Below are 26,727 nucleotides of genomic sequence, written 5' to 3' on the forward strand. Positions count from 1 at the left end.
TTTAATTGCTTCATCGAAGCGTTTGTCTCTTCCTGACCCGGCGTCGCGTTAGCGTTTGTTCCCGGTCAGTGGAGGCGCATTATAGGGACTTTCTGGAATGAGACAAGCGCTAATTTGCAAAAACCGTCTGACTGCTCATTATTAAGACAAATTACCGCAATGGCCGGCAAAACAGACTGCTCCATCAATAAGCCGTTAACCGGGCCGGAGCCAGGCTGCGCCCGGCCTGCTGTAATGTGTTGTGTCGAATCAATGAATAAAAAAACCCGCCATGGAAGGCGGGTTATAACAACGTGTCTATTGATGCGGCCCTATTATAGGTTACTGAGTCGCCACGATGTGGCCATCCTGAACCTCCATCCGGATGGGTATCCCAGGAACCAGCTTGCCTGACAGCATCTGCTGGGAAAGCGGGTTTTCGATCTCCTGCTGAATGGCACGTTTCAACGGCCGCGCACCATAGACCGGATCGAACCCAACGTTGCCCAGCAGTTCCAGAGCCTCTGGACTCAGCGTCATACTGTAACCGCGATCTTCTAGCCGTTTATAGAGCCGCTGCAGTTGTATCTGTGCAATACGGGCAATATGCTCACGCCCTAAGGGGTGGAAGACCACCACCTCGTCAACGCGGTTGATAAATTCTGGACGGAAATGGTGGCTGACCACACCCAGTACCATATCTTTCATTTCCTGGTAATTCATCTGACCAAAGCGTTCCTGGATAATGTCGGAGCCCAGGTTGGATGTCATAATGACTACTGTATTACGGAAATCCACCGTCCGTCCCTGCCCATCAGTCAGACGACCGTCATCAAGCACCTGCAGCAAAATGTTAAACACGTCAGGGTGCGCTTTTTCGATTTCATCGAGCAGAATCACCGAGTACGGACGCCGACGAACCGCTTCGGTCAGATACCCCCCTTCTTCATAACCGACATACCCGGGAGGTGCGCCGACCAAACGTGACACCGAATGCTTTTCCATAAACTCCGACATATCAATACGGACCATGGCGTCATCGCTGCTAAATAAAAACGATGCCAGCGCTTTGCATAATTCGGTTTTCCCCACCCCGGTTGGGCCAAGGAACATAAATGAACCGATAGGCCGATTAGGATCGGCCAAACCTGCACGGCTGCGCCTGATAGCATTGGCGACCGCTTCCACCGCCTCATTTTGGCCGATAACACGGTGATGCAGATCCTGCTCCATACGCACCAGCTTATCGCGTTCACTTTCGAGCATACGCGAGACCGGGATACCGGTCCAACGGGCCAGGACTTCCGCTATTTCGGTATCGGTGACACGATTGCGCAGCAAACGTACGGTTTTACCTTCCGCCAGAGATGCGGCAGCCAGCTGTTTTTCCAGCTCGGGGATCTTGCCGTACTGCAACTCAGACATACGCGCTAGATCGCCCACGCGGCGTGCCTGTTCAATGGAGAGTTTCGCCTGTTCCAGCTCAGTCTTCAGGTTTTGGGTGCCAGAAAGCGAGGCTTTTTCAGCTTTCCACTCTTCTTCCAGTTCAGAGTATTCCCGTTCCTTTTGCGACAGTTCGGTATTAAGCATATCCAGGCGTTTAATACTGGCTTCGTCGGATTCCTTCTTTAATGCCTGTTGTTCCAGCTTAAGCTGGATGATCCGTCGCTCCAGCCGATCCAACGCTTCCGGTTTAGAGTCCATTTGGATCCGGATGCTGGACGCCGCCTCGTCAATCAGGTCGATAGCTTTGTCAGGCAGTTGCCGGTCTGAGATATAGCGATGAGACAGCGTAGCGGCGGCGACAATAGCCGGATCGGTGATCTGCACATGGTGATGCAGTTCATAACGCTCCTTCAAGCCACGGAGGATAGCAATGGTATCCTCCACGCTGGGCTCGGCGACAAACACCTTCTGGAAACGGCGTTCCAGCGCAGCATCTTTTTCAATATATTGCCGGTATTCATTTAGGGTAGTGGCACCAACGCAATGCAGTTCACCACGCGCCAGGGCGGGTTTAAGCATATTGCCAGCATCCATTGCGCCATCGGCTTTACCGGCGCCAACCATGGTATGCAGTTCGTCAATAAACAGGATGATGTGCCCTTCCTGCTTAGACAAGTCGCTCAGCACCCCTTTTAGGCGCTCCTCGAACTCCCCGCGGTATTTGGCTCCGGCCACCAGCGATCCCATATCCAATGACAACACCCGGCTGTTTTTCATGCCCTCAGGGACTTCGCCATTGATAATACGCTGTGCCAGACCCTCGACGATGGCGGTCTTACCCACGCCGGGCTCACCGATCAGCACTGGATTATTCTTGGTACGACGCTGCAACACCTGAATGGTACGGCGAATCTCTTCATCACGGCCGATAACCGGGTCCAGTTTGCCCTGCTCCGCCCGTTCGGTGAGATCAATTGTGTATTTCTTTAATGCCTGCCGTTGATCTTCGGCACCCTGCTCATTCACGTTTTCCCCGCCCCGCATTTGGTCTATGGCCTTGGTAATTTTTTCCGGCGTGGCGCCGGCTGATTTTAATATATCGGCCAAGGTGCCGCGCGAATCCAACGCCGCCACGACAAACAACTCGGATGAAATAAAGCTGTCCGCGCGTTTTTGTGCCAGCTTATCGCAGAGATTTAACACTCTAACGAAATCTGCGGAAGGCTGTACATCGCCGCCGGTCCCCTCAACCTGAGGCAGACGCTCAATGGCTTGTTCGATGAGGGTACGCAATGGCGCGGGGTTAATGCCTGCGGATTGCAACAGGGGGCGAACGGTGCCGCCTTCCTGATTAAGCAAGGCCAGCATGACATGTAATGGTTCGATAAACTGGTTGTCGCGCCCGAGAGCAAGGGATTGGGCATCGGCGAGGGCAAGCTGGAATTTATTGGTAAGACGATCCAAGCGCATAACTCCTCCGATATTGGTCAAAATTGCTACTGGAGATTAAATAAGGTCGTTTATTTAAAATTCAAGGTTTTTCGCCAATAAAACCAGAAGATTTTTGTTACCCATCACGGATCGTCTTGGTAAAAGAGATTATATCAGCCAGACCAAACTTGCCATACGTCCGGTGACACCATCACGACGATAGGAGAAAAATGAGGCTGACTCCGTCAGGGTGCAATGCTCAGCGCCATAGATTTGCGTGACGCCGGCAGCCAGCAACCGCAGCCGGGCCAACTGGTAAATATCCGCGAAAAACGTATCCCCATGGGGCGAAAATGCCCTCGCAGCATGAGGATCGTGGGCGACAAAAGCCGCCTTAACCTCCGGTCCGACTTCGAACGCCTGCGGACCGATGGCCGGCCCCAGCCAGGCGTACAGCTCGCCGGGAGTGGAATTGAAGCACGCCAGGGTATTTTCGAGGATACCCGCGCACAGTCCACGCCAGCCGGCGTGTGCCGCCGCCACTTCCTTACCCGCCCGGTCACAGAACAATACCGGTAGGCAGTCAGCGGTCATCACGGCACAGACTTGACCGGCACATTGGCTATAAACGCCATCCGCCCGGTACGGGGCGGACATCGTGTGATCCAATGTCACGACGTCGGTGCCATGGGTCTGCTGCAACCACTGTGGCGCTGCCGGCAATCCCGCCAGGGTGATAAGACGTTGTCGGTTCTCCGCCACCGAATCGGGCATATCGCCTACATGATCGCCCAGGTTCAACGACGCATAAGGTGGCAGACTGACACCACCACGTCGAGTGGTGCAACAGGCCCGGATATTAGCCGGGGCGGGCCAATCAGGAACGATGAGCGAGCCCATGTTCAATCCATTTGATCTTTAAACATGTCCTTATCGGCCTTCATCGCGGCAATTAAATCCACCATATCCTGCGGTAACGGCGCATGCCATTCCATCTCGATAGCGGTGATCGGATGATATAAACGCAGCATAGTGGCGTGTAGGGCCTGGCGATCGAACCCGCGCAACAGCTCGACAAACGACTCTGCCGCGCCTTTGGGTGGACGGGGGCGACCGCCGTAAAGCGGGTCACCCACCAGCGGATGGTTGATATGCGACATATGAACCCGGATCTGATGGGTTCGGCCGGTCTCCAGTCGCAACCGCAAACGGGTATGGACACGGAAATGCTCCATAATCCGATAGTGGGTCACTGCGGGTTTGCCCATAGGATGCACCGCCATATGGGTCCGTTTACTTGGATGACGCGCTATCGGTTGTTCAACCGTGCCACCGGAGGTCATATTGCCAATAGCGACTGCTTCGTATTCGCGGGTGATTTCACGTGCCTGCAGCGATTCTACCAGGCGCGTTTGTGCCGGTACTGTCTTGGCGACCACCATCAGTCCAGTTGTATCTTTATCCAGGCGGTGAACAATTCCAGCCCGAGGCACTTCGGCAATAGCCGGGTAATAATGTAACAAAGCGTTCAGGATAGTACCGTCGGCATTGCCCGCACCAGGATGTACCACCAAGTCCCGAGGTTTATTTATCACCAGAATATCGTCATCCTCATAGACGATATTCAAGGCGATATCCTGTGCTATCCAGCGTGTATCTTCTTCAATAATTGAATCAATTTCAATCAGTTCGCCCCCCAACACCTTTTCTTTCGGTGTGGGTGTCACTATCCCGTTAATCCGAACCCGGCTGTCGAGGATCCAGACTTTTATGCGAGATCGTGAATATTCAGGGAACATTTCGGCTAAAGCCTGATCTAAACGTTGCCCGAGTTGTGATTCATTCACCGTTCCGGTGAGGAGTTGTTGTTGTGCCATATGCAGCTTCTTCGTTATCGTTGGGTTTTCACGGCATTGCCGTTTAGAATAATATGCTATTGTAGCTGGTCTCATTCGGGAGCTTAACGGACAGTCTCCCGGAATAACACTCTGAGGATAAGCAAAACGTCATGATGCGTATGAAATATCTGGTGGCAGCAGCCACATTGAGCCTGATGCTGGTCGGTTGCTCCAGTTCCAAGGATGCCGTTCCCGATAATCCGCCCTCCGAGATTTATGCGTCCGCCCAGCTAAAATTGCAGGATGGTGACTATAAAGGAGCCATTAAGGAACTGGAAGCTCTGGATAACCGCTATCCATTCGGTCCCTATGCGCAGCAGGTCCAGCTTGATTTGATTTATGCCTATTATAAATCGGCGGATCTCATTTTAGCCCAAGCCTCAATCGATCGTTTCCTGCGTCTGAATCCAACACATCCAAACGTCGATTATGTTCTTTATATGCGTGGTCTTACAGATATGGCACTGGATGACAGCGCATTGCAGGGCTTCTTCGGTGTGGATCGTTCCGACCGTGACCCTCAGCATGCCCGCGCGGCCTTCCGTGATTTTACGCAGTTAGTCAGCGGTTATCCTAACAGCCAGTATGCCACGGATGCCGCAAAACGTCTGGTTTATCTCAAGGATCGGCTAGCCAAGTATGAGCTTTCGGTTGTCGAGTTTTATACCAAGCGCGGCGCGTATGTTGCCGTCGTTAACCGGGTTGAACAAATGCTGCGCAATTTCCCTGATGCACAGGCCACCCGCGAGGCGCTGCCATTGATGGAAAATGCCTACCAGCAATTGCAGCTTCAGGGCCAAGCCGATAAAGTGGCGAAAATCATTACCGCCAACCCAGTGTCGTCGGATTAAGTCGCAAGGTTCTCACCTCGTCATAACGGTAGCTTAGGCTGCCGTTTTTTTTGTCTGGATTGAAGGGAGCCGACTAGACTAAAAGGAGGGTAAAAACTGGTGTAATCACAAATGCGTAAACCTCGACAGTAACAGGTTTAGCCGGTCACTCAACCCCAATGTGCGCCAAGGTTATCCAGTCGATAATGCACCATCCGGTGTTAACTCTCAAGCGATGAGCCCCCTTTCTTATAGGATGCTCACAAACCTGTGATCGCCCCCTCAACCCCCAAATAAAAGTGATTGGACTCACACTTTTTCGTCCAACAGGGGGTATGCTTAAGTTACGTAAACGACAAGAGAGGTAGTGATATGATCATCAATATTACCAGCAAGCAAATGGAAATCACTCCAGCCATTCGCCAACATGTCGAAGAACGTCTGGAAAAACTTGCCAAGTGGCAGACCCAGCTGATAAATCCGCATATTATCCTCTCCAAGCAACCGCAGGGTTTTGTGGCTGACGCTACGCTTAGTACACCAAACGGCCAATTAGTCGCTAGCGCCAGTCATCAGGATATGTACGCCGCCATCAATGAGCTGATCACCAAGCTGGAACGCCAGCTCAATAAGGTTCAGCACAAGGGTGAAGCCAGGCGCGCCGACGAATGTGTCAAGACGTCAAATAACCTGGCTACTGAATAATCCGCTTGGCATCTAGAGGACGGCGGGCCAAGACTGACCCACCTCCCGGGATACCAACAGCAAGCATAACGCGCCATAACGGCGCGTTTTCTATTGACAGAGTGAAAAGGCAACGGTTACTGTAACCTTCTCATACGACCGAAAGCTGGCATCATGCATAGTAATACGTTTTTCTTCGCCTTCTTTTTTATCTTCCCCTGAATGGGAGGCCGGTCGTCATACGAGAAAGAATACGAAGACGAACAAAAAAGCCTCCTGACCCCAGGAGGCTTTTTTTATGACAGTTTGACAGGTGATAAGAACATGAATGAAAACCCACTATTCGCGCTGCGTGAGCGCATCAGCGCGCTGGATAATAAAATATTGACCCTGCTGGCAGAGCGACGTGAACTGGCGCTGGACGTGGCACGCAGTAAATTGACCACTCATCGTCCCATTCGCGATAAAGCGCGCGAGCGGGATTTACTCGAACATCTGGTGACCGAAGGCAATAAACTGAATCTGGATGGTTTTTATATTACCCGGCTGTTTCAGTTGATCATTGAAGATTCGGTGTTGACTCAACAGGCCTTACTCCAGACGGATCTTAACCAAAACCTGGAGCGTTCGGCGCGGATTGCCTTTCTTGGGCCCAAGGGGTCTTATTCCCATTTGGCTGCCCGTCAATATGGCGCACGTTATTTTGATCACACCGTGGAATGCGGCTGCCAGAAATTTACTGACATTATTCATCAGGTGGAAACCGGCCAGGCCGATTATGGCGTGCTGCCCATAGAAAACAGCAGCTCAGGTTCGATTAACGATGTTTATGATCTGCTGCAGCACACCAATCTGTCACTGGTGGGTGAGTTGACCAACCCTATTGACCACTGTGTATTGGTCACCGGTGAAACCAGTCTTGATCAAATCGACGTCGTTTACAGCCATCCGCAACCATTCCAGCAATGTAGCCAGTTTATTAACCGTTACCCGCATTGGAAAATTGAATATTGTGAAAGCACTGCGGCGGCCATGGAACAGGTGGCAGCGTTGAAATCGCCCAAGGCGGCAGCACTAGGCAGCGGCCCAGGTGGAGCGCTGTATGGTTTGCAAGTGCTTGAGCACAATCTTGCCAACCAACAACAGAATTTTACCCGTTTTATTGTCTTGGCGCGTAAAGCCATCGAGGTATCGGAACAGGTGCCAGCGAAAACCACCTTGATTATGGCGACCGGCCAGCAATCCGGCGCTCTGGTTGAGGCATTACTGGTGCTGCGCGATAACGCGATCGTGATGACCCGGCTTGAGTCGAGGCCAATCCATGGTAATCCTCGCGAAGAGATGTTTTATATCGATGTACAAGCCAATCTGCGCAGCGCGGCGATGCAAAAAGCATTGACCTCACTGCTGGCCATAACCCGTTCACTCAAGGTGCTGGGCTGTTATCCGACGGAAAACGTGGTGCCGGTAGAACCTAGCTGAACATCACTTGGGTGATAGCCAGCTTATCCGATGTGCCGTAAAACCTCGGGCCCAGACGGTAAATGGATTTGTTAGCCGGAATCCGTCGCCCAAAACGCTGTAGTGGTGTAGCCCCCCTTGCTTGGTGTTCACTTTTGGTCCGGCCAAACGTAGCGTATTGATTTTACGTTACGATTGGCCGTTGTTTAAAAAAGCTTTTTTAGCGACATGGGGCGTCTTTTGCTGAAGAATAAGCCGGTTTGTGCCTGCAGCCAGAACGCCAAGACTCAGGTCTGGTTTATTTGCGAATATCGTTAGCCTGGCGCAACAGCAGGCGACTTTCCTCCAGGAAACTCTGGGCATAACTGCCAAACCATTGTTCGATTTGTTTAAAGCGAGTAATAAAGGCCTGCTTATCGCCCTGCTCAAGCAGAGTAATGGCTTCGCCAAAACGCATATAATAGCGTTTAATCAACGCCAGATTGCTTTCAGAAGACATGATGATATCGGCATAAAGCTGCGGGTCCTGAGCAAATAATCGGCCAATCATCGCCAGCTCCAGCCGATAAATCGGCGAAGATAGCGCCAGCAGTTGTTCTAGCTGCACATTTTCTTGTGCCAGATGCATGCCATAAGCAAAGGTCGCGAAATGACGCAACGCCTGGATGAAGGCCATATTTTGATCGTGCTCGACCGCACTAATGCGATGCAAACGTGCTCCCCAAACCTGAATTTGCTCCAGCAGCCATTGATAGGCTTCCGGTTGCCGACCATCGCAATACACCACCACCTGTTTTGCCAGGCTGCCGCTATCGGGGCCGAACATGGGGTGTAATCCGAGCACCGGTCCGTTATGCGCCGCCAGCATGGCTTGCAGCGGCGCATTTTTGATAGAGGCCAGATCAAGCAAAATACAGTCAAGTGGCAACGGAGGCAGCCGTTCGATAACCTCGACAGTGACATGAATCGGCACGCTGATAATCACCATGCCCGCATCCTGTAGCAACGTTGGCGCCTGTGGCCAGTCCTCCTGCTCCAGGATCCGAACCTGGTAACCCGATAATCTGAGCATCTTTTCAAACAACCGGCCCATCTGGCCACGGCCACCGACAATCACCACCGGACGTAACTGCGGGCAGAGGGTTTTGAAGCCCTTGTCGTTTTCGCTGGAGTACGACTCACGCATTACCCGTCTCAACACATCTTCAATCAGATCCGGCGGCACCCCCTGGGCCAGTGCTTCGTTGCGCCGTGAGGTCAACATGGCCGCCTCGCGATCCGGGGCATAAATCGGCAAACCATATCGACTTTTTACTTCGCCTACCTCAGCGACCAAGTGTAATCTCCTGGCCAGTAAGGCCAGCAAGGACTTATCAACTTCATCGATCTGATCCCGTAACGCGTTTAGCTCCGCTACCATACTTTATTATTCTCCAGCCAACCGTCCAGTCAGGACACCGTGCAGTTCATCATGCAGTTGTCGCAACAGTGTATCGGTACTTTGCCAGTTGATACAGGCATCAGTTACCGATACACCATACTGCATCTCGTCACGGGGGCAATCGGAGGATTGGCTGCCTTCATTAATATGACTTTCCAACATCAGGCCGATAATCGAGCGGTTGCCGGCTTTTATCTGTGCCAGTACCGACTGCGCCACCTCGGTCTGGCGACGGTAATCTTTATTCGAGTTGCCATGGCTGCAGTCAATCATCAGCGCCGCGTTAAGTTTCGCTTTCACCATTTGCTGTTCACAATCAGTAATATCCGCCGCATGATAGTTTGGTTGTTTGCCCCCGCGCAAAATCACATGACCATCCGGGTTACCACGGGTTTGCAACAACGAAACCTGTCCGGCCTGATTGATGCCCATAAAACGATGTGACATCTCGGCGGCACGCATGGCATTGATAGCGGTGGCCAAACTGCCGTCGGTACCGTTTTTAAAACCCACCGGCATGGACAAACCCGAGGCCATTTCCCGATGAGTTTGGGATTCAGTGGTGCGCGCACCAATAGCGGACCAGCTAAATAAGTCGCCCAAGTATTGCGGGCTGTTGGGATCCAAGGCTTCGGTGGCCAACGGCAGGCCCATGCGTACCAATTCCAACAGCAGGCTACGGGCAATTTTTAAACCGGCCTCTACGTCGAATGATCCGTCCATGTAGGGGTCATTGATTAGCCCCTTCCAGCCCACAGTGGTACGCGGCTTTTCAAAATAGACACGCATAACGATATACAGCTGATCCCCCAGCTCCGCCGACAGGGTCGTCAGTCGCCGAGCATAGTCCAACGCACTATCCAAATCATGAATGGAGCACGGGCCGCATACCACCAGCAAACGCGGATCCCTGCCATGGATAATATCGGCTATGGTTTGACGCGACGTGGCGATGGCCTGCTGCTCAGCATCGGTTAAAGGGAACTGCCGTTTAAGTTCTTCTGGGGTGATCATGACCTGTTCATCAATAATGTGAACATTGTTAAGCGCGTCTTTTTGCATGGTGTGTTTCCTGACTAGGGGAGTTGGTGCCGCGGGTTGTGATAACAACTGCTCGCCGCTGACTTATGGCTATACCATACCATGTGACGTAAAGTTTTCAATCCATAGGTGTAAATATTTTATTACCCTTGCTAGGAGCAGAAAAACAACACGTAATTGATACAGATTATCGTCATTTATCGGAACAAAATAGTTAGTAATAAGATTTTATGAGATGTAAACGCTAAAATTAATGAATAAAATAATAAAATCCACGATTTCATTCTGATGAATATTACGCACCAAAATCATCGTGATGTAAATTTAAGTTTACACTTAATGAAAGTTCTTTCCCGTATTTTGATAGTAATGAACACAAGCACCAGGTATTGGCTAAAGAGAATGCAGCTTGCTAGGTGAAATAAGCCTCTTTATGATACCACCACTTATTCTCAGTTTAGGGCCCATGGCTGATGAAACGTTGTGTATTAATCGGTCTGTTTTTGCTTGTCGCTTGTAGCTCGCCACCGCCCCGTGTCACCGCGGTCCAGGCACCTTCCCAATGGTATCAAATGGGATACAGTGACGCGCTGGCCGGTAAAGTCGTCAGCGACAACACTGAGCTGGCCGAAGAATATGGCAACCCACAAATCGATCGTGACAATTATCTTAAAGGTTACGTCGCGGGACAAGGTGAACTATGCCAGGTCGAGACGATCCGCGCATGGGCGGCGAGAGGTTTGGCTTTCCCTGCCAGTTGTGATGGCGTAGCGCAGGCGGAACAGTTGAAGCAGCAATGGCAGCGGGCAGCCGATAGTCATTAACGGTAAAAGAGCGCAATTGACCGTGAGCACCGGGAACACAGCGGGGTTCAATGTCATTTGGCGACACGGGAAATTCAGCGTTAGTGTCAGTCAATGACACATTGCTTCACACCACTAAAAAAAAGGCCAGCCCACTGGCCGGCCCTTCGATAACTAAAAGCTTTCGGATGTTGCGAAAGCGTACTAGGCGTTAAGACGCTCTTTGATACGGGCAGACTTACCAGTACGTTCACGCAGGTAATACAATTTCGCCTGACGAACGGCACCACGACGTTTAACAGCAATGCTGTCGATAACCGGTGAATGCGTCTGGAATACACGCTCAACACCTTCGCCATTAGAAATTTTGCGAACAGTGAATGCAGAATGCAGACCGCGGTTACGAATAGCGATAACCACGCCCTCGAATGCCTGCAGACGTTTCTTAGTACCTTCAACAACCCATACCTTCACTTCCACGGAATCACCCGGACGGAATGCAGGCACGTCCTGCTTCATCTGCTCTTCTTCGATCTGTTTAATAATGTTGCTCATAATAGGTCTCTTACCCTAGGTAAACTGAGTGTTCAGGCTCGTCGGTGCGTTAGCGCCGTTGCCCTTAATAGTTTTATTGCTTAGCCCGATATTCCCGTTGGAATTCAGTTAGCAACTTTGCTTGCTCGTCAGTCAGAGCTAGGCTTTCCAGAAGTTCAGGTCTTCTAAGCCAAGTTCGGCCTAGCGACTGTTTCAAGCGCCAGCGACGTATCTCAGCATGGTTGCCCGACAGCAGAACCGACGGAACCTCCATGCCTGCCAATACCTCGGGACGGGTATAATGCGGACAATCCAGCAAACCTTCAGCGAAGGAATCCTCCGCCGCAGAGGCTTCATGACCCAATACTCCCGGGATAAACCGGGAAACGGAATCAATCAGCGCCATGGCCGCCAACTCACCGCCGCTGAGCACATAATCCCCGATAGACCACTCTTCATCGATCTCAGTGGCTATCAGACGCTCATCGATACCTTCGTAACGACCACATACCAAAATCACTTTCTGGTGAGTAGCCAGCTCGCTCACACCTTGCTGATCGAGCTTACGTCCCTGGGGAGAGAGATAAATGACCTTCGCCCCTTCGCCTGCCTTGTTCTTTGCCTCGTGAATCGCATCCCGTAAGGGCTGCACCATCATCAGCATACCCGGTCCGCCGCCATAAGGGCGTTCGTCCACGGTACGGTGCCGATCGTGGGTAAAATCACGTGGACTCCAGCACTGCATGGTCAGCAGGCCGTTTTTCACTGCCCGACCGGTTACCCCGTAATCAGTAATTGCGCGGAACATTTCAGGAAACAGGCTGATAACACCAATCCACATACTGCGGTTCCACCCAATTGCCGTTTTACGTCCGGGATCAGAAATTCGGATCCCATTCAACCTCAATCGCGCGTGCGTTGAGATCGACGTTTTTGATAACCTGCCCGTCGAGGAACGGAATTAATCGTTCCTGAATACCGAAGGCATCTTTCAGGTTGGCTTTTACTACCATGACATCATTGGAGCCGGTTTCCATCATATCAATGATTGAACCGAGCTGATAACCCGCAGTGGTTACGACCTGGCAGCCCATAAGGTCTTTCCAGTAGTAATCACCCGCGTCAAGAGCCGGCAACTGCGTTGAATCCACGACAATGTCACAATTTGTCAGTAGAGCCGCGGCTTCCCGGTCTTCCATGCCTTTGACCTTAATGATCAAATCCTGACTGTGGCGCTTCCAGCCTTCCAGCTCGATGAGCTGCCACTCACCCGCCCGTTTAATAAACCAGGGCTGGTAGTCAAAAATGCTTTCGGACTCTTCAGTGGATGAAAACACTCTGAGCCAACCGCGAATACCATACGTCGATCCCATTTTGCCCACAACGATAGGGTTAGTGGGAATTGCGGTACGGGTTTGTTTGCTCATAGCCACCACCAAGATCCATTAAGCCGCTTTCTTAGCGTCTTTAATCAATCCAGAAACGCGTTCTGAAACAGTTGCGCCCTGGCTGACCCAATGCTCAATGCGATCCAGGTCCAAACGCAGACCTTCAGCCTGACCAGACGCGATCGGGTTAAAAAAGCCAATACGTTCAATAAAGCGACCATCACGCGCATTGCGGCTGTCAGTCACGACGATTTGATAAAACGGGCGTTTTTTTGCGCCGCCACGTGCCAAACGAATTGTTACCATAACATCCTCTTTAGTTAATAAAACAACCAGGCCCCATCGAGGAACGGGGCCCAATTGCGGTATAGCTGCGATAAAAGTCGCTGTACAAAAAGCCCCGGAATTTTACTCGTTTGAGAGCAAAAAGCAATCTATATACCCTAAATAATTCGAGTTGCAGTACGGTGGCAAGCCCGCGCGGCCCCAGGAGCATAGCGCACTATGTAACGGGGATGCGCCGGCGCAGCCAACGCATCTGCAACGTAAAGTATCGTTACCGTCCGGGGAAACCGGGTGGCATCATGCCCTTCATGCCACGCATCATTTTTGCCATTCCACCTTTTTTCATCTTTTTCATCATGCGTTGCATGTCGTCGAATTGTTTGAGCATGCGGTTAATCTCTTGTACCTGTAAACCACAACCGCTGGCAATGCGACGCTTGCGGGAGCCTTTAATGATCTCCGGCTGTGCCCGTTCCTTGAACGTCATGGAATTGATGATGGCTTCCATACGCACCAGTACGCTATCGTCCATCTGAGATTTCACATTGGCGGGCAGTTGACCCGCGCCGGGCAACTTGCTCATCATGCTGGCCATCCCGCCCATGCTGCGCATTTGCTTGAGCTGATCGAGAAAATCGGTTAAATCGAAGCCATCGCCTTTTTTCAGCTTGTTCGCTAATTTCTCGGCCTGAACACGGTCAACCTTGCTTTCGAGATCCTCAATGAGCGATAGCACGTCGCCCATACCCAAAATACGCCCGGCGATACGATCGGGGTAGAACGGTTCAAGAGCGTCGGTCTTTTCACCCACCCCCATGAATTTAATCGGTTTCCCCGTGATGTGGCGAATGGACAGCGCCGCGCCGCCGCGGGCGTCACCGTCGACCTTGGTCAGGATGACGCCGGTCAGCGCCAAGGCCTCGTTAAACGCCTTAGCGGTGTTGGCGGCGTCCTGGCCGGTCATGGCATCGACCACAAACAGCGTTTCCACCGGTTTGATGGCCGCGTGGATTTGTTTGATTTCGTCCATCATGGCGGCATCGACGTGCAGTCGGCCGGCGGTATCCACGAGCAGAACATCGTAAAACTTCAGCTTGGCCTGTTGCAAAGCCTGGTTAACAATATCCAGCGGTCGTTGGCCAGCATCGGAGGGAAAAAAATCCACGCCCACCGTTTCCGCCAGTGTTTCCAACTGTTTGATCGCCGCTGGGCGATAAACATCCGCCGAGACCACCAGCACTTTTTTCTTGTGCTTTTCACGCAGATACTTGCCCAGCTTGGCTACGCTGGTGGTTTTACCGGCCCCTTGCAGGCCCGCCATCAGCACAACCGCCGGCGGCTGGGCGGCCAAATTCAGTTCGTTATTTTCCTCGCCCATCGCGTTAACCAGCTCGGTACGCACGATCTTGACGAATTCCTGACCAGGGGTCAGGCTTTTATTCACTTCTTGACCGAGCGCACTTTCTTTCACACGGCTGATAAAATCGCGTACCACCGGCAAGGCAACGTCGGCTTCCAACAGCGCCATGCGAACTTCGCGCAGCGTTTCTTTAATGTTCTCTTCAGTCAGGCGGCCCCGGCCGCTGATATTGCGCAAGGAGCGCGATAATCGATCGGATAAATTTTCAAACATCGTTCTTTACACCCAAGCTGGAGTCCGGCCGCTCGTGCGACATTATTGCGACCAGTATAACACGAAGCGCACAGAGATCTCTGCCCCAACAACGAGAACGGTTGGAGCCTGGCGTCGCTAACGCTATACTGGTCTCACCTCTCATACTAGCCTAAGACCATTAGCAATATGTCATCGATTGCCCTACTGGCTTTTATTGCCTACGCGCTCAGTCTTGGCCTGATTCTGCCCAGTATTTTGCGTAGAAGCAGCGCATACCGGCGGCTGGCGTTACTCTCCGCCGCGGTGGCATTGTCCGGCCATGCCTTCACGCTTTATCAGCGGATTTTCGACGTCAACGCAGGACAGAACTTAAGCCTGATAAATATCGGTTCAGCGGTCAGCCTGGTGATTGGTATTGTGATGACCATCGTAGCCACCATTAACCGGGGCTGGTTCCTGCTACCTATCGTCTATATTTTCGCCATGATCCACCTGTCGACCGCCACCCTGATACCCGGAGAATTTATTACCCATCTCGAGGCTTCACCAGGGTTACTGGCGCATATCGGCCTGGCGCTGTTTTCCTATTCGGTGCTGATTATCGCCACGCTCTACGCGTTTCAGCTGGCCTGGCTCGATCATATGCTCAAGACCAAACGACTGACCTTCAGCGCCGATATGCCGCCGCTGATGAGTATTGAGCGTAAAATGTTTCATATCACCCAGGTCGGCGTCATTCTATTGACGCTGACCTTATGCACCGGCCTGTTGTATTTTCAGAATATGTTTACCGGCGAAAATCTGCATAAAGCCGTGCTCTCCATCATGGCTTGGTGCGTCTATATTGTTTTATTGTGGGGGCATTATCGTAACGGCTGGCGTGGCCGCCGCGTGATATGGCTCAGTTTGGTCGGTGTATTGCTGTTAACATTGGCTTATTTCGGTAGCCGCATTTGGCAAAATATCGCCACCGGCTGAACCGGGTTGGCCACAGATTAATGCGGCATTTCACCACGTTTTACATCTCACAAGGAACACCCACGTTGGAACATGTTTCAACCAGTACCCTAATAATCATATTGGTAATGATGGTGCTGGTATCTGCCTATTTTTCCGCCTCGGAAACCGGGATGATGACGCTCAATCGTTACCGACTACGGCATCTGGCTAAGCAGGGCAACCGTGCCGCCAGGCGGGTGGAAAAATTACTGCATCGCCCCGATCGGTTATTGAGCCTGGTACTGATTGGCAATAACCTGGTCAATATTCTGGCTTCAGCCTTGGCCACCCTCGTCGGTATACGGTTATATGGGGATATCGGCGTGGCAATCAGCACCGGTGTACTCACGCTAGTTATTTTGCTGTTTGCTGAAGTCCTGCCAAAAACCGTGGCCGCGTTATACCCCGAGCATATAGCCTTCCCCAGTAGCCTACTGCTATCGCCGTTGCAAAAAATCATGATGCCGCTGGTGTGGCTGTTGAATATTGTTACCCGGATCCTGATGCGACTGCTGGGGATTAAGGTGCCATCAGGTCTTAATGACGCCTTGAGCAAGGACGAACTACGCTCCATTGTTAATGAGTCCCGTTCACTGATTTCCAGGCGCAACCAGGATATGCTGATTTCGGTATTGGACTTGGAAAAGGTCAGCGTGGGCGACATTATGGTGCCGCGCAACGAGATCGTCGGTATCAATGTTAATGATGACTGGCGCAATATCATCCGCCAACTGACCCACTCTCCACATGGCCGCATCGTGCTATATCGCGATAACCTGGATGACGCCATCAGTATGCTGCGGGTGCGCGAAGCGTATCGACTGATGACCGAGAAACAAGAGTTTACCAAGGAAAACCTGTTGCGCGCTGCCGATGAAATCTACTACATCCCCGAAGGCACTCCGCTGAATATCCAATTGGTCAAATTTCAGCGCAATAAAGAAAAAGTGGGTTTAATCGTTGATGAGTATGGGGATATACAGGGACTGGTTACCGTTGAGGATATTCTGGAAGAGATCGTCGGTGATTTCACGACCTCCATGTCGCCCACATTGGCAGAAGAGGTCATCCCACAGAGCGATGGTTCAGTATTGATTGAAGGCGGTGCCAACATTCGAGAATTGAATAAAGCCTTCAACTGGACACTGCCCGAAGATGAAGCCCGCACAGTTAACGGTATGCTGCTAGAGGCACTGCAGGATATTCCGCTGGCGGGGACCCAAACCCAGATCGATAGTTACCAAATCGACATCATGTCAGTGCAGGACAATATGATCAAACAAGTCCGGATCACCCCGCTCAAAGCACTAAAGTCCGGCCTTGACGACGTGAGTTGATCAGTCATAGGGTAAAGTTTGGTGTTCTAAAAAAAGCCCCACAGCTGGAATAATGCCCGTCAGTTAAGACTGGCTGGTTTTCCTAAGGCTTTGGGGCTCTCCAGGGTCGTTTTTTTACTACTGTTCAAATATGCAGCTCGGCCAGTTTTTCTTTTGGCAGGGCCAATTCATCGTTGTGGTTTACTCTAATATCATGATCGAGAATATGCTGCGCGATTTCCTGCGCTTCCGGTAAGGAATGCATATGATAAGTTCCGCACTGGTACTCGTTGAGCTCGGGAATCTTGTTCTGGTCAGTCACCTTCAATACATCCGCCATTGCGGCTTTCCAGGCGTTGGCTACACGAACCTCTTCCGGAGCGCCGATCAGGCTCATGTAAAAGCCGGTACGGCAGCCCATGGGTGAAATATCGACGATTTCAACCCCGTCACCATTAAGATGATTACGCATAAAACCAGCAAATAAATGTTCCAGAGTATGAATGCCGCGTTCAGGCATCACTTCCAGATTAGGCCGGCAAAAACGTAAGTCAAAGACAGTGATGGTATCGCCATTAGGCGTTTTCATGGTCTTAGCAACACGTACCGCTGGCGCTGCCATGCGGGTGTGGTCTACGGTAAAGCTATCCAGCAGTGGCATATCGTCGCCTCCTCTTAAATAAATTAATTTTTTTACCGTTTCCGGAAACTTTCTTCCATCACGTGGGTCTGAATTATTGAAAGACGCGCATTTGTTATCATCATCCCTGTATGTAGAGATGTTTATTTGGCCACAGACATCTGTGGCCTTTTCTTTTTTAGCCAGCGTTATGTTGCGCCAGATATTGTTCAAAGCTTAGCGTGTCCGATGCTTCAATTTCCCGCTGGCGCAGCCATGAAGACGCCTGTTCCTTGTCAAACTGTTCTTCATTCAACACTTCAAACGGTTCAGTTCGTAACATTTGGCGATATTCATTGGCCAGCATTAAACCCATCTCGGCAATGCCCTGCTGCTGCATAGCCTGTAATATTCGCGCTGAGTACGTCAGTTCCGGATCGTCAAAACTGGCAACCAGAGCATCGCAGGCTTGCTGGTACTGCTGATTGTCATTATTACTATCGAGAATTACTGCCACCCGGCGCAAATCATGAAAGAGGGATTTACCAATATCCGCCAGCGGCTGTTGCGGTGAACCGCAATCGACCTCAAGCGTCAGACCCGGTTTGCGCCCTTCCAGGATCACCTTATTCCAATTAGAACGGGTGCATAAAACCTCTTGCGCGTTCATCTGTGGCGCATCTGCTAACGTACACCAGATGAGGAAAAGATCCAGGAAACGCGCCTGCCGCTCATCAATACCGATGGGTGAAAAGGGATTGATATCCAGCGATCGCACTTCAATATACTCGATACCGCCGCGGGTTAATGCATCGGACGGCGTTTCATCCCGGCGAGTGACACGTTTGGGACGAATCGGCGCGTACAGTTCGTTTTCAATTTGTAATACATTCGTGTTTATTTGCAGGCGTTTACCCTCCCGTTCAAGGCCAATTTGCTGAAATTCCGCAGACGGGGTCTTGATGGCCCGCTTCAAACCGCTAATGTATTCCTCGATCCGATTAAAGGTTATCCCAAGCTCACTTTGTGATTTGTTAGTGTATCCCAAATCACTCAGGCGTAATGACGTGGCAAACGGCAAATAGATCATGCCGGATTTTGCCTGTTCAAACGGCAGGTCGGTCTTGCGCCCGGCCAGAAAGGAAGAACAAATGGCCGGTGAAGCACCGAACAGGTAAGGAATGATCCATCCGAAACGGTAATAATTTCGAATTAAGCGCAAATAGCCGTCGGAAATTTGGTCTTTACCGCTAGCCTCATCAGTTATGCCCAGACGCGCCTGCCAAAAAGCCAGTGGCAACGAAAAATTGTAGTGCACGCCGGAGATGACCTGCATCAAGGTACTGTAACGGTTTTTCAGCCCCTCACGATACAATGTTTTGAGGCGCCCCACATTGGACGAACCATACTGTGCCAACTCGATAGGTTGGCTCTGGTTGATAAAACAAGGCATGCTCAGCGGCCACATGCGCTCATCACCGAGGTGGCGCGCTACGTAACGATGAATATCCCGCAAGAGCGCTAACAGGTGGTCGACATCCTCATCGACAGGCGTAATGAATTCAAGCAACGCCTCGGCAAAATCAGTGGTAATCCATTTATGCGTTAACGCCGCGCCCAGTAATTCTGGATGCGGCGTTTGCGCCAAATGACCATCAGCGGAAATGCGCAGCGTTTCACGTTCCACTCCCCGGCGGATGCCTTTTAGTGCATGGGGATTAGCTTCCAGCCATGTGAGCGCTTCTGATACGTCCGGGATCAAATCGACCTCCCGCGGTTTATGGGGTATAGGTTAAGCATAATTGAAACTGCTCGTAGAGGGTTATCTATTATTATCATTCAAGAATTCATCATCAGGTGGACTCTGGTATGTTAACCAAATCGATGGGCCTTAATATAACGCGTTTAACCACGGAACAGAGATCATTACTGGCTATAGTGCCGGACAATACGCACATCAACGTAGGCCATTTCAGCTAGCTGGGCGGCCTGAATGCCAAAATCCGCATCCTCAAACACCACACATTTTTCCGGTGCAACGCCCATCAGCTCGGCACAGCGCAGAAAAGTATCCGGCCGCGGCTTATGGTGGGGTACATCGTCGGCACCCACGATGGCATCAAAATAGTGTAACAGTCCCAAATGCTGCAGCAGAGCCACCGCCAGCCGATGCTCGCTGCCGGTGCCTACTGCCATCGGCTTTTTACCGTAATAGGCCTTCACCACCGCCACCAGAGGCAAGGGTTGCACGTTATCCAATAGCATGGCTTCCACCGCGGCGGTTTTTTCCCTGGCCAACGCGTAAGGATCGAGGATCAAATGGTGGTTATCAATGATCATTTTGGCAATTCGCCAGGTTGGCGACCCATTTAATGGCGTCATGGCCTGCGCATCATAACGCATTCCATATTTTTTTAGGACTTGGTGCCAGGCTTGATGATGAGTGGGTTCCGTATCGAGCAGTGTGCCATCCATATCGAAGATCAGCCCTTCGTATTGATCGTACATTGTCGTTTCCTGATGCTAAAAACAATGTATTACTGTAGCGCAAAGTGGAAAAATTGTCGCTTTTTCTGTCAACAGGAAATAAAGCTATCCAACAAGGCTGTTACTCGCGGGGTGAAGATAAATCAAGGTATTAAAATAGGGGGGAAATAGCGGAGTCCACGTGTCATGGTGCATGGTGCATCCAGGAGGATTCGAACCTCCGACCGCTCGGTTCGTAGCCGAGTACTCTATCCAGCTGAGCTATGGATGCAAATAAATATTATGCAGTAAAAAATTATAATTATACAAAATGGTGCATCCAGGAGGATTCGAACCTCCGACCGCTCGGTTCGTAGCCGAGTACTCTATCCAGCTGAGCTATGGATGCAGTGTTAGACGATAAAACGTGTGACCAGATTATATCTGTTTGTACCAAAACCTATACCTGACCGCGCTAACAGGTCAGTAATGGTGCATCCAGGAGGATTCGAACCTCCGACCGCTCGGTTCGTAGCCGAGTACTCTATCCAGCTGAGCTATGGATGCATATTATTAATGGCGGTGAGGGAGGGATTCGAACCCTCGATACAGCTTTTGACCGTATACTCCCTTAGCAGGGGAGCGCCTTCAGCCTCTCGGCCACCTCACCTACGCGCCGGTGATAATGCTCATCGGCACTGCGTGGCGCACATATTACTTTCCCGGCCTGATAAGTCAAACAATTTTTCCCCTACAGCGCGCGTTTGCACAAAAGCCATGCAAGTTGACCAGATTGACAGCACAATACAGCCAATAGCTTTCGCGCAGCCAACGCATTGGCAACGTGAGAGATGAAGTGGATTGCACTTAAATCAGTAATAAATGTGTCCTATTTAACTATTCAGCTGGAAATCATCTAGAATAATTAAATAGGATCAGGAATCAAGAGGGGGGCGGCGCCTCGCTACTGCAAGGCGCTTGAAAGATTAGAAAGGATTCTGCTGTGACTTCTCAGCCTGGATTCGCTGGTATATTTCTTCCCGGTGAACAGAGACTTCTTTAGGCGCGTTGACACCGATACGGACCTGGTTGCCCTTGACTCCTAAAACAGTAACCGTTACCTCATCGCCTATCATGAGGGTTTCACCAACTCGACGAGTCAGAATTAGCATTCTTTGCTCCTTGAAAGATTAAAAGAGTCGGGTCTCTCAGTTTCCCGCCATTATCCATCATATACCATGAAAGCGTAAGCCATCTAAGCGACATTAAATGCCCCCAGGCTGACCTATTGCTACATCAGGTATAAGTTTAGTCGATATGACTCACTTCGCGCCTAACTTTTGACTAGGAATAAATAAGAATTCAAACGCCATAACTTAACAGAAAGTCATGGCGTTTATCATAACGTATTCTTATTCTGCCCCGAATGTGTTTACCAGCAGGGCCTCAACGTCTGACAGAGCTGCAGGTAATGCACTGGCATCACTTCCTCCAGCCTGAGCCATATCGGGCCGCCCACCGCCCTTACCGCCCACTTGCTGGGCTAATTGACTGATGAGCTCACCGGCCTTCACCCGGTTGGTTAAATCTTTTGTAACCCCGGCAATCAGGCTGACCTTATTATCCGTGACAGTGGCCAGTACAATAACCGCCGAACCAAGCTGATTTTTCAGATCGTCCACGATGGTGCGCAACATTTTGGGATCCACATTATCCAATCGGCTCACCAATACCTTAATGCCGTGTATCTCCTTTACACCAGCGGTAAGCGCACTGCTTTCCTGAGCAGCCTGCTGATTTTTGAGCTGCTGAAGTTCTTTTTCCAATTGCCGGGTGCGATCCATCAACGCTTTGACCTTATCCGCCAAGCTTTGGTTGTCGCCTTTAACCAATTGAGCAATATCGTGAACCAGGTCACTTTGCTGATGCAAGTCCGCCAATGCGCCTTCGCCGGTGACGGCCTCTATGCGGCGTATGCCCGCGGCAGTCCCGGATTCAGAAATAATCCGAAACAGGCCGATGTCGCCGGTACGACTGGCGTGGATGCCGCCGCACAGTTCAGTGGAAAAATCCCCCATGCTCAATACCCTGACTTGAGCATCATATTTTTCACCAAACAGTGCCATAGCTCCGGTACCCCGTGCGGCCTCAAGATCCATCACTTGGGTTTCAATAGGTAAATTACGGCGAATTTGTTGGTTAACAATATCTTCCACTGCGCGTATTTGCTGGGGTTTCATGCCTTCGCCATGGGAAAAATCGAAGCGCAAATAGTGATCATTAACCAGCGACCCTTTCTGGCCTACATGTTCACCCAGCACCTGGCGTAGCGCCGCGTGCAGAAGATGGGTCGCCGAATGGTTCAGCCGAATGCGCGAGCGCCGCGCTTGATCCACACTGGCGGAGACCCGATCGCCGACGTGTAGCTCACCGTGAGCCAACCGTCCCAGATGGCCATACGCTTGACCGTATTTTTGCGTATCGCTCACGATAAACAGACCTAGGTCGGATTTCAATTCACCTTGGTCCCCGACCTGGCCGCCTGACTCGCCATAAAATGGCGTTTCATCAAGCACCACCACGGCATCGTCACCGCGCTCAATAGACTGCACTGGCTCACCATGGAGAAATAATGCCACCACATTGCCCGGATGCTGCGCTTCGTCGTAACCGACAAACCGGGTCGTTTTATCTACCCGCAGCATACTATTGTAATCAGCACCAAAGCCGCTAGATTCGCGGGCACGGCGGCGTTGTGCATCCATAGCCCGTTCAAAGCCTGGCTCATCAACTTTTAGCTGCCGTTCGCGACAGACATCAGCGGTAAGATCAAGCGGGAAACCATAGGTGTCATAGAGTCGAAAAGCGGTCTCGCCGTCCAACGTGTCGCCCTCAAGCTTACTCAACTCTTCATCCAGCAGGGCCAGGCCGCGTTCCAGCGTACGCGCAAATTGCTCTTCCTCTGTTTGCAGCACCTGCTCCACCCGTGACTGCTGCGGTTTCATCTCTGCGGCAGCGGAGCCCATGACGTCAATCAGTGGCGCCACCAGCTTGAAGAAGAAGGCGTCTTTTGCCCCCAGCATATTGCCGTGACGCACCGCGCGACGAATAATGCGACGCAACACATACCCGCGGCCTTCGTTGGACGGCACAACGCCATCGGCGATCAGGAATGCGCAGGAACGAATATGATCGGCAATCACCCGTAGGGACTTATTGGTCAAATCACTGGCACCGGTGACATTTGCCACTGCCGCAATCAGCGTGCGGAACAAATCGATATCGTAATTGGAATTAACATGTTGCAACACTGCCGTGATGCGCTCCAACCCCATGCCGGTATCTACGGAGGGTTTAGGCAGTGGCAACATGGTGTCATCGGACTGGCGATTGAACTGCATGAACACCAGATTCCAAATTTCAATATACCGATCACCATCTTCTTCTGGGCTTCCCGGAGGACCGCCCCAGATATGATCACCATGATCATAAAAAATTTCAGAACAGGGTCCACAAGGGCCGGTATCACCCATTTGCCAAAAGTTATCCGAGGCATAGGCGCTGCCTTTGTTATCACCAATGCGGATAATGCGCTCATGGGGAATCCCGACTTCATCCGCCCAAATGCTATATGCCTCGTCATCGGTGGCGTAAACCGTCACCCAGAGCTTCTCTTTCGGCAGATTGAACCATTGTTCCCCGGTTAATAATTCCCAAGCGAAGCTAATGGCATCATGTTTGAAGTAATCGCCAAAGCTAAAGTTGCCCAACATTTCGAAAAACGTGTGATGCCGGGCCGTGTAGCCGACATTTTCCAGATCATTGTGCTTGCCACCAGCACGGACACATCGCTGGGAAGTCGTGGCTCGGCGGTATTGGCGCTGGTCCAGCCCAAGGAAAACATCCTTGAATTGGTTCATGCCGGCATTGGTAAATAACAATGTCGGATCGTTTTCTGGCACCAGAGAGCTGCTTGCTACGACCTGGTGGCCTTTGCCATGGAAAAAATCGAGAAACGCTTGACGGATCTCAGCGGTGCTCTTGCTCATAGTTGTCCCGGAATCAAGCTAAACGAACGAATCGAAAACAGAATAGCGCAGTATTGGGGCGCTACAATAGCGTTCACGAAATCAAAAGTGGGAATAAGATAAATTTTCTTTGCTGCGAAGTAAAATCCCACAGGCCATCAATTTAAAAATTTATATAAATCGAACGAATTTCATCGTAGGAAAAACCGCGGGAAAGGAGATAACGTTGTACTTTGATTCTTGCATCCCGGTCGGGTGAAAGGGGTTGTCCGAACTTCTTCCAGGCGATCTCTTGCGCTTGCGCGGGTCGATCGATCTCCGCCTCAGAGAAGGCGTGATCGATAATATCCCGGCTTACGCCTTTTTGGAGCAACTCTATGCGTATCTTTTGCTCACCATAACCTTTTTTACTTCGGCTATTGACGTAACGCAAGGCAAAACGCGCATCGTCCAACCAATCATTTTGCTGGCAATATTCAATAACCGTCGCGATTTCGGCGTCGGTTATTGCCGGCGTATCTTGCACACCGTTGTCTTGCCGCTGCTTAAAAAGCCGACGGGAGACGGGAGGCGCGGCTAATTTGCGGCGCAACTCCGCTTCGCTATGATCGCGCAGCGTGAGGATATGCAATGCACGATCGAGTAGAGAGCTCACCGGTTTTGATCTCCCGGATGCACAAACCGGCAGCAGACGATATTATGCTTCCTCACTGCTCTCACTAGCCGCATTTTCATCAACAGCAGTAGATTCACCAGCAAAACTCGAGGTTTCAGGACTATTTAGCAGCATATCACGCAATTTCTTATCCAGTTCCATCGCGATTTCAGGACGTTCTTTCAGGAATATGCAGGCGTTTGCCTTACCCTGTCCGATTTTTTCACCGTTATAGCTATACCATGCACCCGCTTTTTCAATCAGCTTATGCTTAACGCCCAAATCCACCAGTTCACCGCGAATATTAATGCCTTCACCGTAAAGGATCTGGAATTCAGCCTGTTTGAACGGCGCGGCGACTTTGTTTTTTACCACTTTGACGCGCGTCTCGCTACCCACCACGACTTCACCCTCTTTAACCGAGCCAATGCGTCGAATATCAAGACGTACCGACGCGTAGAACTTCAGCGCGTTGCCACCGGTGGTGGTTTCAGGGTTACCGAACATCACGCCAATTTTCATGCGTATTTGATTGATAAAGATCAGCAGGGTATTGGCGTTCTTGAGGTTGCCCGCCAGTTTGCGCATGGCCTGGCTCATCATACGTGCGGCCAGCCCCATATGTGAATCGCCGATTTCCCCTTCAATTTCTGCTTTTGGCGTCAATGCCGCCACGGAGTCGACGATAATGACATCAACTGCGCCGGAGCGGGTTAGCGCATCACAAATTTCCAACGCTTGCTCACCGGTGTCCGGCTGCGAACACAGCAGGTTATCGATATCCACGCCTAATTTTTTGGCGTAAATGGGATCCAAGGCATGCTCGGCATCGATAAAGGCGCAGGTTTTGCCTTCACGCTGGGCGGAAGCGATCACCTGCAGGGTCAGAGTGGTTTTACCCGAGGATTCCGGCCCATAGATTTCAACGATGCGCCCCATGGGCAACCCACCGGCCCCTAATGCAATATCAAGGGAAAGAGAACCCGTGGAGATCGTTTCAACATCCATTGAGCGATCTTCACCCAGGCGCATGATAGAACCTTTGCCAAACTGTTTTTCAATCTGACTTAATGCTGCTGCTAGCGCCTTTTGTTTATTCTCATCAATAGCCATTTGTACTCCTGTGATGGGAGAGCGACATCGCTGCGCTCTTTACCTAACTGATACCTAACCGATACTGCCGCCAATTATACTGTACAGTCATACAGTATCAAGTATATTTTTAAAGAAATCTATCCAAAAGGGTTTTCAGGGCAAAATGCACTGCCTGGCGCCTGACCTCATCCCGCCCTCCAGCGAAATGCATCAGTTGAGAAAAAGGCGCCTGGTTGTGGCTGGCGATACCAAACCACACGGTACCGACAGGTTTTTGCACCGTGCCGCCATCCGGCCCGGCGATGCCACTAACGGCTAATGCATAGTCGGCCGCCGCCACCTTGAGTGCACCTGCAGCCATTTCCAACACCACCGGACCGCTCACCGCGCCATGGAGCGACAATGTGCTGGTTTTTACGCCCAGCATATCGGTCTTCGCCTGATTGCTATAGGTCACAAAACCCCGTTCAAACCACGCCGAACTGCCGGCAATATCGGTGATGGATTTGGCCACCCAACCGCCGGTGCAGGACTCTGCGCAGGTAACGAAACGACTTTGCTGCTTAAGCGCCACGCCAAGGCGCGCGCTGAGTTGGACCAGATCATTGTCGTTCATACATGATACTCCCATCCTGGTGACAAAGTGGCCGAAACAGCGCCGTTACGCCACCATGGCTAGTGGTTAATGATAATTTTTGCGCACTATCTTCTAT

At 51.2% G+C, this 26,727-nt stretch carries 24 protein-coding genes, 4 tRNA genes and 1 other annotated feature; of the genes, 6 read left to right on the top strand and 22 right to left on the bottom strand.

What is annotated here, in order from left to right; genetic code table 11:
- Positions 1-321: 321 nt before the first annotated feature.
- From clpB to rluD, 3 genes are all read right to left on the bottom strand, one after another.
- Complete coding sequence (clpB, locus tag SJI19_RS19615) at positions 322-2,895, bottom strand: ATP-dependent chaperone ClpB (protein WP_323479954.1); 2,574 nt, start codon at positions 2,893-2,895, stop codon at positions 322-324.
- A gap of 129 nt (positions 2,896-3,024) precedes the next feature.
- Positions 3,025-3,756, bottom strand: coding sequence for a purine nucleoside phosphorylase YfiH (yfiH, locus tag SJI19_RS19620; protein WP_323479955.1), 732 nt, complete (start codon positions 3,754-3,756; stop codon positions 3,025-3,027).
- Positions 3,757-3,758: 2 nt separating this feature from the next.
- A complete protein-coding gene (gene rluD / locus SJI19_RS19625; protein WP_323479956.1) occupies positions 3,759-4,733 on the bottom strand; it encodes a 23S rRNA pseudouridine(1911/1915/1917) synthase RluD in 975 nt (324 codons plus the stop codon).
- 131 nt (positions 4,734-4,864) lie between these two features.
- Here rluD and bamD point away from each other — a divergent pair, with 131 nt between their 5' ends.
- From bamD to pheA, 3 genes are all read left to right on the top strand, one after another.
- Positions 4,865-5,605 carry an outer membrane protein assembly factor BamD gene (bamD, locus tag SJI19_RS19630; protein WP_323479957.1) on the top strand — a complete coding sequence of 247 codons (741 nt, stop codon included), beginning with the start codon at positions 4,865-4,867 and terminating at the stop codon, positions 5,603-5,605.
- 351 nt (positions 5,606-5,956) lie between these two features.
- The gene (raiA, locus tag SJI19_RS19635) at positions 5,957-6,289 is read left to right on the top strand and encodes a ribosome-associated translation inhibitor RaiA (protein WP_323479958.1); all 333 of its coding nucleotides are present in this window, start codon (positions 5,957-5,959) and stop codon (positions 6,287-6,289) included.
- A gap of 152 nt (positions 6,290-6,441) precedes the next feature.
- Positions 6,442-6,568 (top strand) — a sequence feature (Phe leader region).
- 24 nt (positions 6,569-6,592) lie between these two features.
- On the top strand, positions 6,593-7,750 hold the full coding sequence (gene pheA / locus SJI19_RS19640; RefSeq protein WP_323479959.1) for a bifunctional chorismate mutase/prephenate dehydratase: 1,158 nt from the start codon (positions 6,593-6,595) through the stop codon (positions 7,748-7,750).
- A gap of 277 nt (positions 7,751-8,027) precedes the next feature.
- Here pheA and tyrA read toward each other — a convergent pair whose 3' ends face one another.
- Together tyrA and SJI19_RS19650 are read right to left on the bottom strand one after the other, a co-directional pair.
- Complete coding sequence (gene tyrA, locus SJI19_RS19645) at positions 8,028-9,149, bottom strand: bifunctional chorismate mutase/prephenate dehydrogenase (protein WP_323479960.1); 1,122 nt, start codon at positions 9,147-9,149, stop codon at positions 8,028-8,030.
- A 6-nt stretch (positions 9,150-9,155) separates the two neighbouring features.
- Positions 9,156-10,232 (bottom strand): 3-deoxy-7-phosphoheptulonate synthase, encoded by a 1,077-nt coding sequence (locus tag SJI19_RS19650; RefSeq protein WP_323479961.1) that lies wholly within the window; start codon positions 10,230-10,232, stop codon positions 9,156-9,158.
- 452 nt (positions 10,233-10,684) lie between these two features.
- On the opposite strand from SJI19_RS19650, the gene SJI19_RS19655 reads away from it, so the two are divergent.
- Complete coding sequence (locus SJI19_RS19655; protein WP_323479962.1) at positions 10,685-11,035, top strand: DUF2799 domain-containing protein; 351 nt, start codon at positions 10,685-10,687, stop codon at positions 11,033-11,035.
- 183 nt (positions 11,036-11,218) lie between these two features.
- Here the strand turns inward: SJI19_RS19655 and rplS are convergent, their stop codons facing one another.
- From rplS to ffh, 5 genes are all read right to left on the bottom strand, one after another.
- On the bottom strand, positions 11,219-11,569 hold the full coding sequence (gene rplS, locus SJI19_RS19660) for a 50S ribosomal protein L19 (protein WP_323479963.1): 351 nt from the start codon (positions 11,567-11,569) through the stop codon (positions 11,219-11,221).
- Between the two features lie 73 nt (positions 11,570-11,642).
- Positions 11,643-12,389 carry a tRNA (guanosine(37)-N1)-methyltransferase TrmD gene (gene trmD / locus SJI19_RS19665; protein ID WP_323479964.1) on the bottom strand — a complete coding sequence of 249 codons (747 nt, stop codon included), beginning with the start codon at positions 12,387-12,389 and terminating at the stop codon, positions 11,643-11,645.
- 37 nt (positions 12,390-12,426) lie between these two features.
- Positions 12,427-12,975 carry a ribosome maturation factor RimM gene (gene rimM, locus SJI19_RS19670; protein WP_323479965.1) on the bottom strand — a complete coding sequence of 183 codons (549 nt, stop codon included), beginning with the start codon at positions 12,973-12,975 and terminating at the stop codon, positions 12,427-12,429.
- Positions 12,976-12,993: 18 nt separating this feature from the next.
- Complete coding sequence (rpsP, locus tag SJI19_RS19675; protein ID WP_323479966.1) at positions 12,994-13,242, bottom strand: 30S ribosomal protein S16; 249 nt, start codon at positions 13,240-13,242, stop codon at positions 12,994-12,996.
- A 250-nt stretch (positions 13,243-13,492) separates the two neighbouring features.
- Entirely contained in the window at positions 13,493-14,854 is a 1,362-nt protein-coding gene (ffh, locus tag SJI19_RS19680) for a signal recognition particle protein (RefSeq protein ID WP_323479967.1), read from the bottom strand.
- 168 nt (positions 14,855-15,022) lie between these two features.
- Here ffh and SJI19_RS19685 point away from each other — a divergent pair, with 168 nt between their 5' ends.
- The gene (locus tag SJI19_RS19685; protein ID WP_323479968.1) at positions 15,023-15,814 is read left to right on the top strand and encodes an inner membrane protein YpjD; all 792 of its coding nucleotides are present in this window, start codon (positions 15,023-15,025) and stop codon (positions 15,812-15,814) included.
- 65 nt (positions 15,815-15,879) lie between these two features.
- Positions 15,880-17,172: an HlyC/CorC family transporter gene (locus SJI19_RS19690; protein ID WP_323479969.1), complete on the top strand. Its 1,293-nt coding sequence runs from the start codon at positions 15,880-15,882 to the stop codon at positions 17,170-17,172.
- A gap of 124 nt (positions 17,173-17,296) precedes the next feature.
- Here SJI19_RS19690 and luxS read toward each other — a convergent pair whose 3' ends face one another.
- The 12 genes from luxS to pncC all read right to left on the bottom strand — a co-directional run bounded on the left by luxS (position 17,297) and on the right by pncC (position 26,630).
- A complete protein-coding gene (gene luxS, locus SJI19_RS19695; RefSeq protein ID WP_323480020.1) occupies positions 17,297-17,812 on the bottom strand; it encodes an S-ribosylhomocysteine lyase in 516 nt (171 codons plus the stop codon).
- A gap of 157 nt (positions 17,813-17,969) precedes the next feature.
- A complete protein-coding gene (gene gshA / locus SJI19_RS19700; protein ID WP_323479970.1) occupies positions 17,970-19,532 on the bottom strand; it encodes a glutamate--cysteine ligase in 1,563 nt (520 codons plus the stop codon).
- A 164-nt stretch (positions 19,533-19,696) separates the two neighbouring features.
- Complete coding sequence (gene yqaB / locus SJI19_RS19705; RefSeq protein ID WP_323479971.1) at positions 19,697-20,278, bottom strand: fructose-1-phosphate/6-phosphogluconate phosphatase; 582 nt, start codon at positions 20,276-20,278, stop codon at positions 19,697-19,699.
- A 173-nt stretch (positions 20,279-20,451) separates the two neighbouring features.
- A tRNA-Arg gene (locus SJI19_RS19710) sits at positions 20,452-20,528 on the bottom strand.
- A gap of 40 nt (positions 20,529-20,568) precedes the next feature.
- A tRNA-Arg gene (locus SJI19_RS19715) sits at positions 20,569-20,645 on the bottom strand.
- 81 nt (positions 20,646-20,726) lie between these two features.
- Positions 20,727-20,803 (bottom strand) — tRNA-Arg (locus tag SJI19_RS19720).
- Positions 20,804-20,813: 10 nt separating this feature from the next.
- Positions 20,814-20,906: transfer RNA gene (locus SJI19_RS19725), tRNA-Ser, on the bottom strand.
- A gap of 316 nt (positions 20,907-21,222) precedes the next feature.
- The gene (gene csrA / locus SJI19_RS19730) at positions 21,223-21,408 is read right to left on the bottom strand and encodes a carbon storage regulator CsrA (protein WP_132926210.1); all 186 of its coding nucleotides are present in this window, start codon (positions 21,406-21,408) and stop codon (positions 21,223-21,225) included.
- 240 nt (positions 21,409-21,648) lie between these two features.
- Positions 21,649-24,285 (bottom strand): alanine--tRNA ligase, encoded by a 2,637-nt coding sequence (gene alaS / locus SJI19_RS19735; RefSeq protein WP_323479972.1) that lies wholly within the window; start codon positions 24,283-24,285, stop codon positions 21,649-21,651.
- A 142-nt stretch (positions 24,286-24,427) separates the two neighbouring features.
- Entirely contained in the window at positions 24,428-24,919 is a 492-nt protein-coding gene (locus SJI19_RS19740) for a regulatory protein RecX (protein WP_323479973.1), read from the bottom strand.
- A 42-nt stretch (positions 24,920-24,961) separates the two neighbouring features.
- Positions 24,962-26,032, bottom strand: a complete 1,071-nt coding sequence (gene recA / locus SJI19_RS19745; RefSeq protein WP_323479974.1) for a recombinase RecA — start codon at positions 26,030-26,032, stop codon at positions 24,962-24,964.
- A gap of 109 nt (positions 26,033-26,141) precedes the next feature.
- Positions 26,142-26,630, bottom strand: a complete 489-nt coding sequence (gene pncC / locus SJI19_RS19750; RefSeq protein ID WP_323479975.1) for a nicotinamide-nucleotide amidase — start codon at positions 26,628-26,630, stop codon at positions 26,142-26,144.
- Between the last annotated feature and the right edge of the window lie 97 nt (positions 26,631-26,727).

Source organism: Acerihabitans sp. TG2 (assembly GCF_035013185.1).
GTDB lineage: Bacteria > Pseudomonadota > Gammaproteobacteria > Enterobacterales > Enterobacteriaceae > Acerihabitans.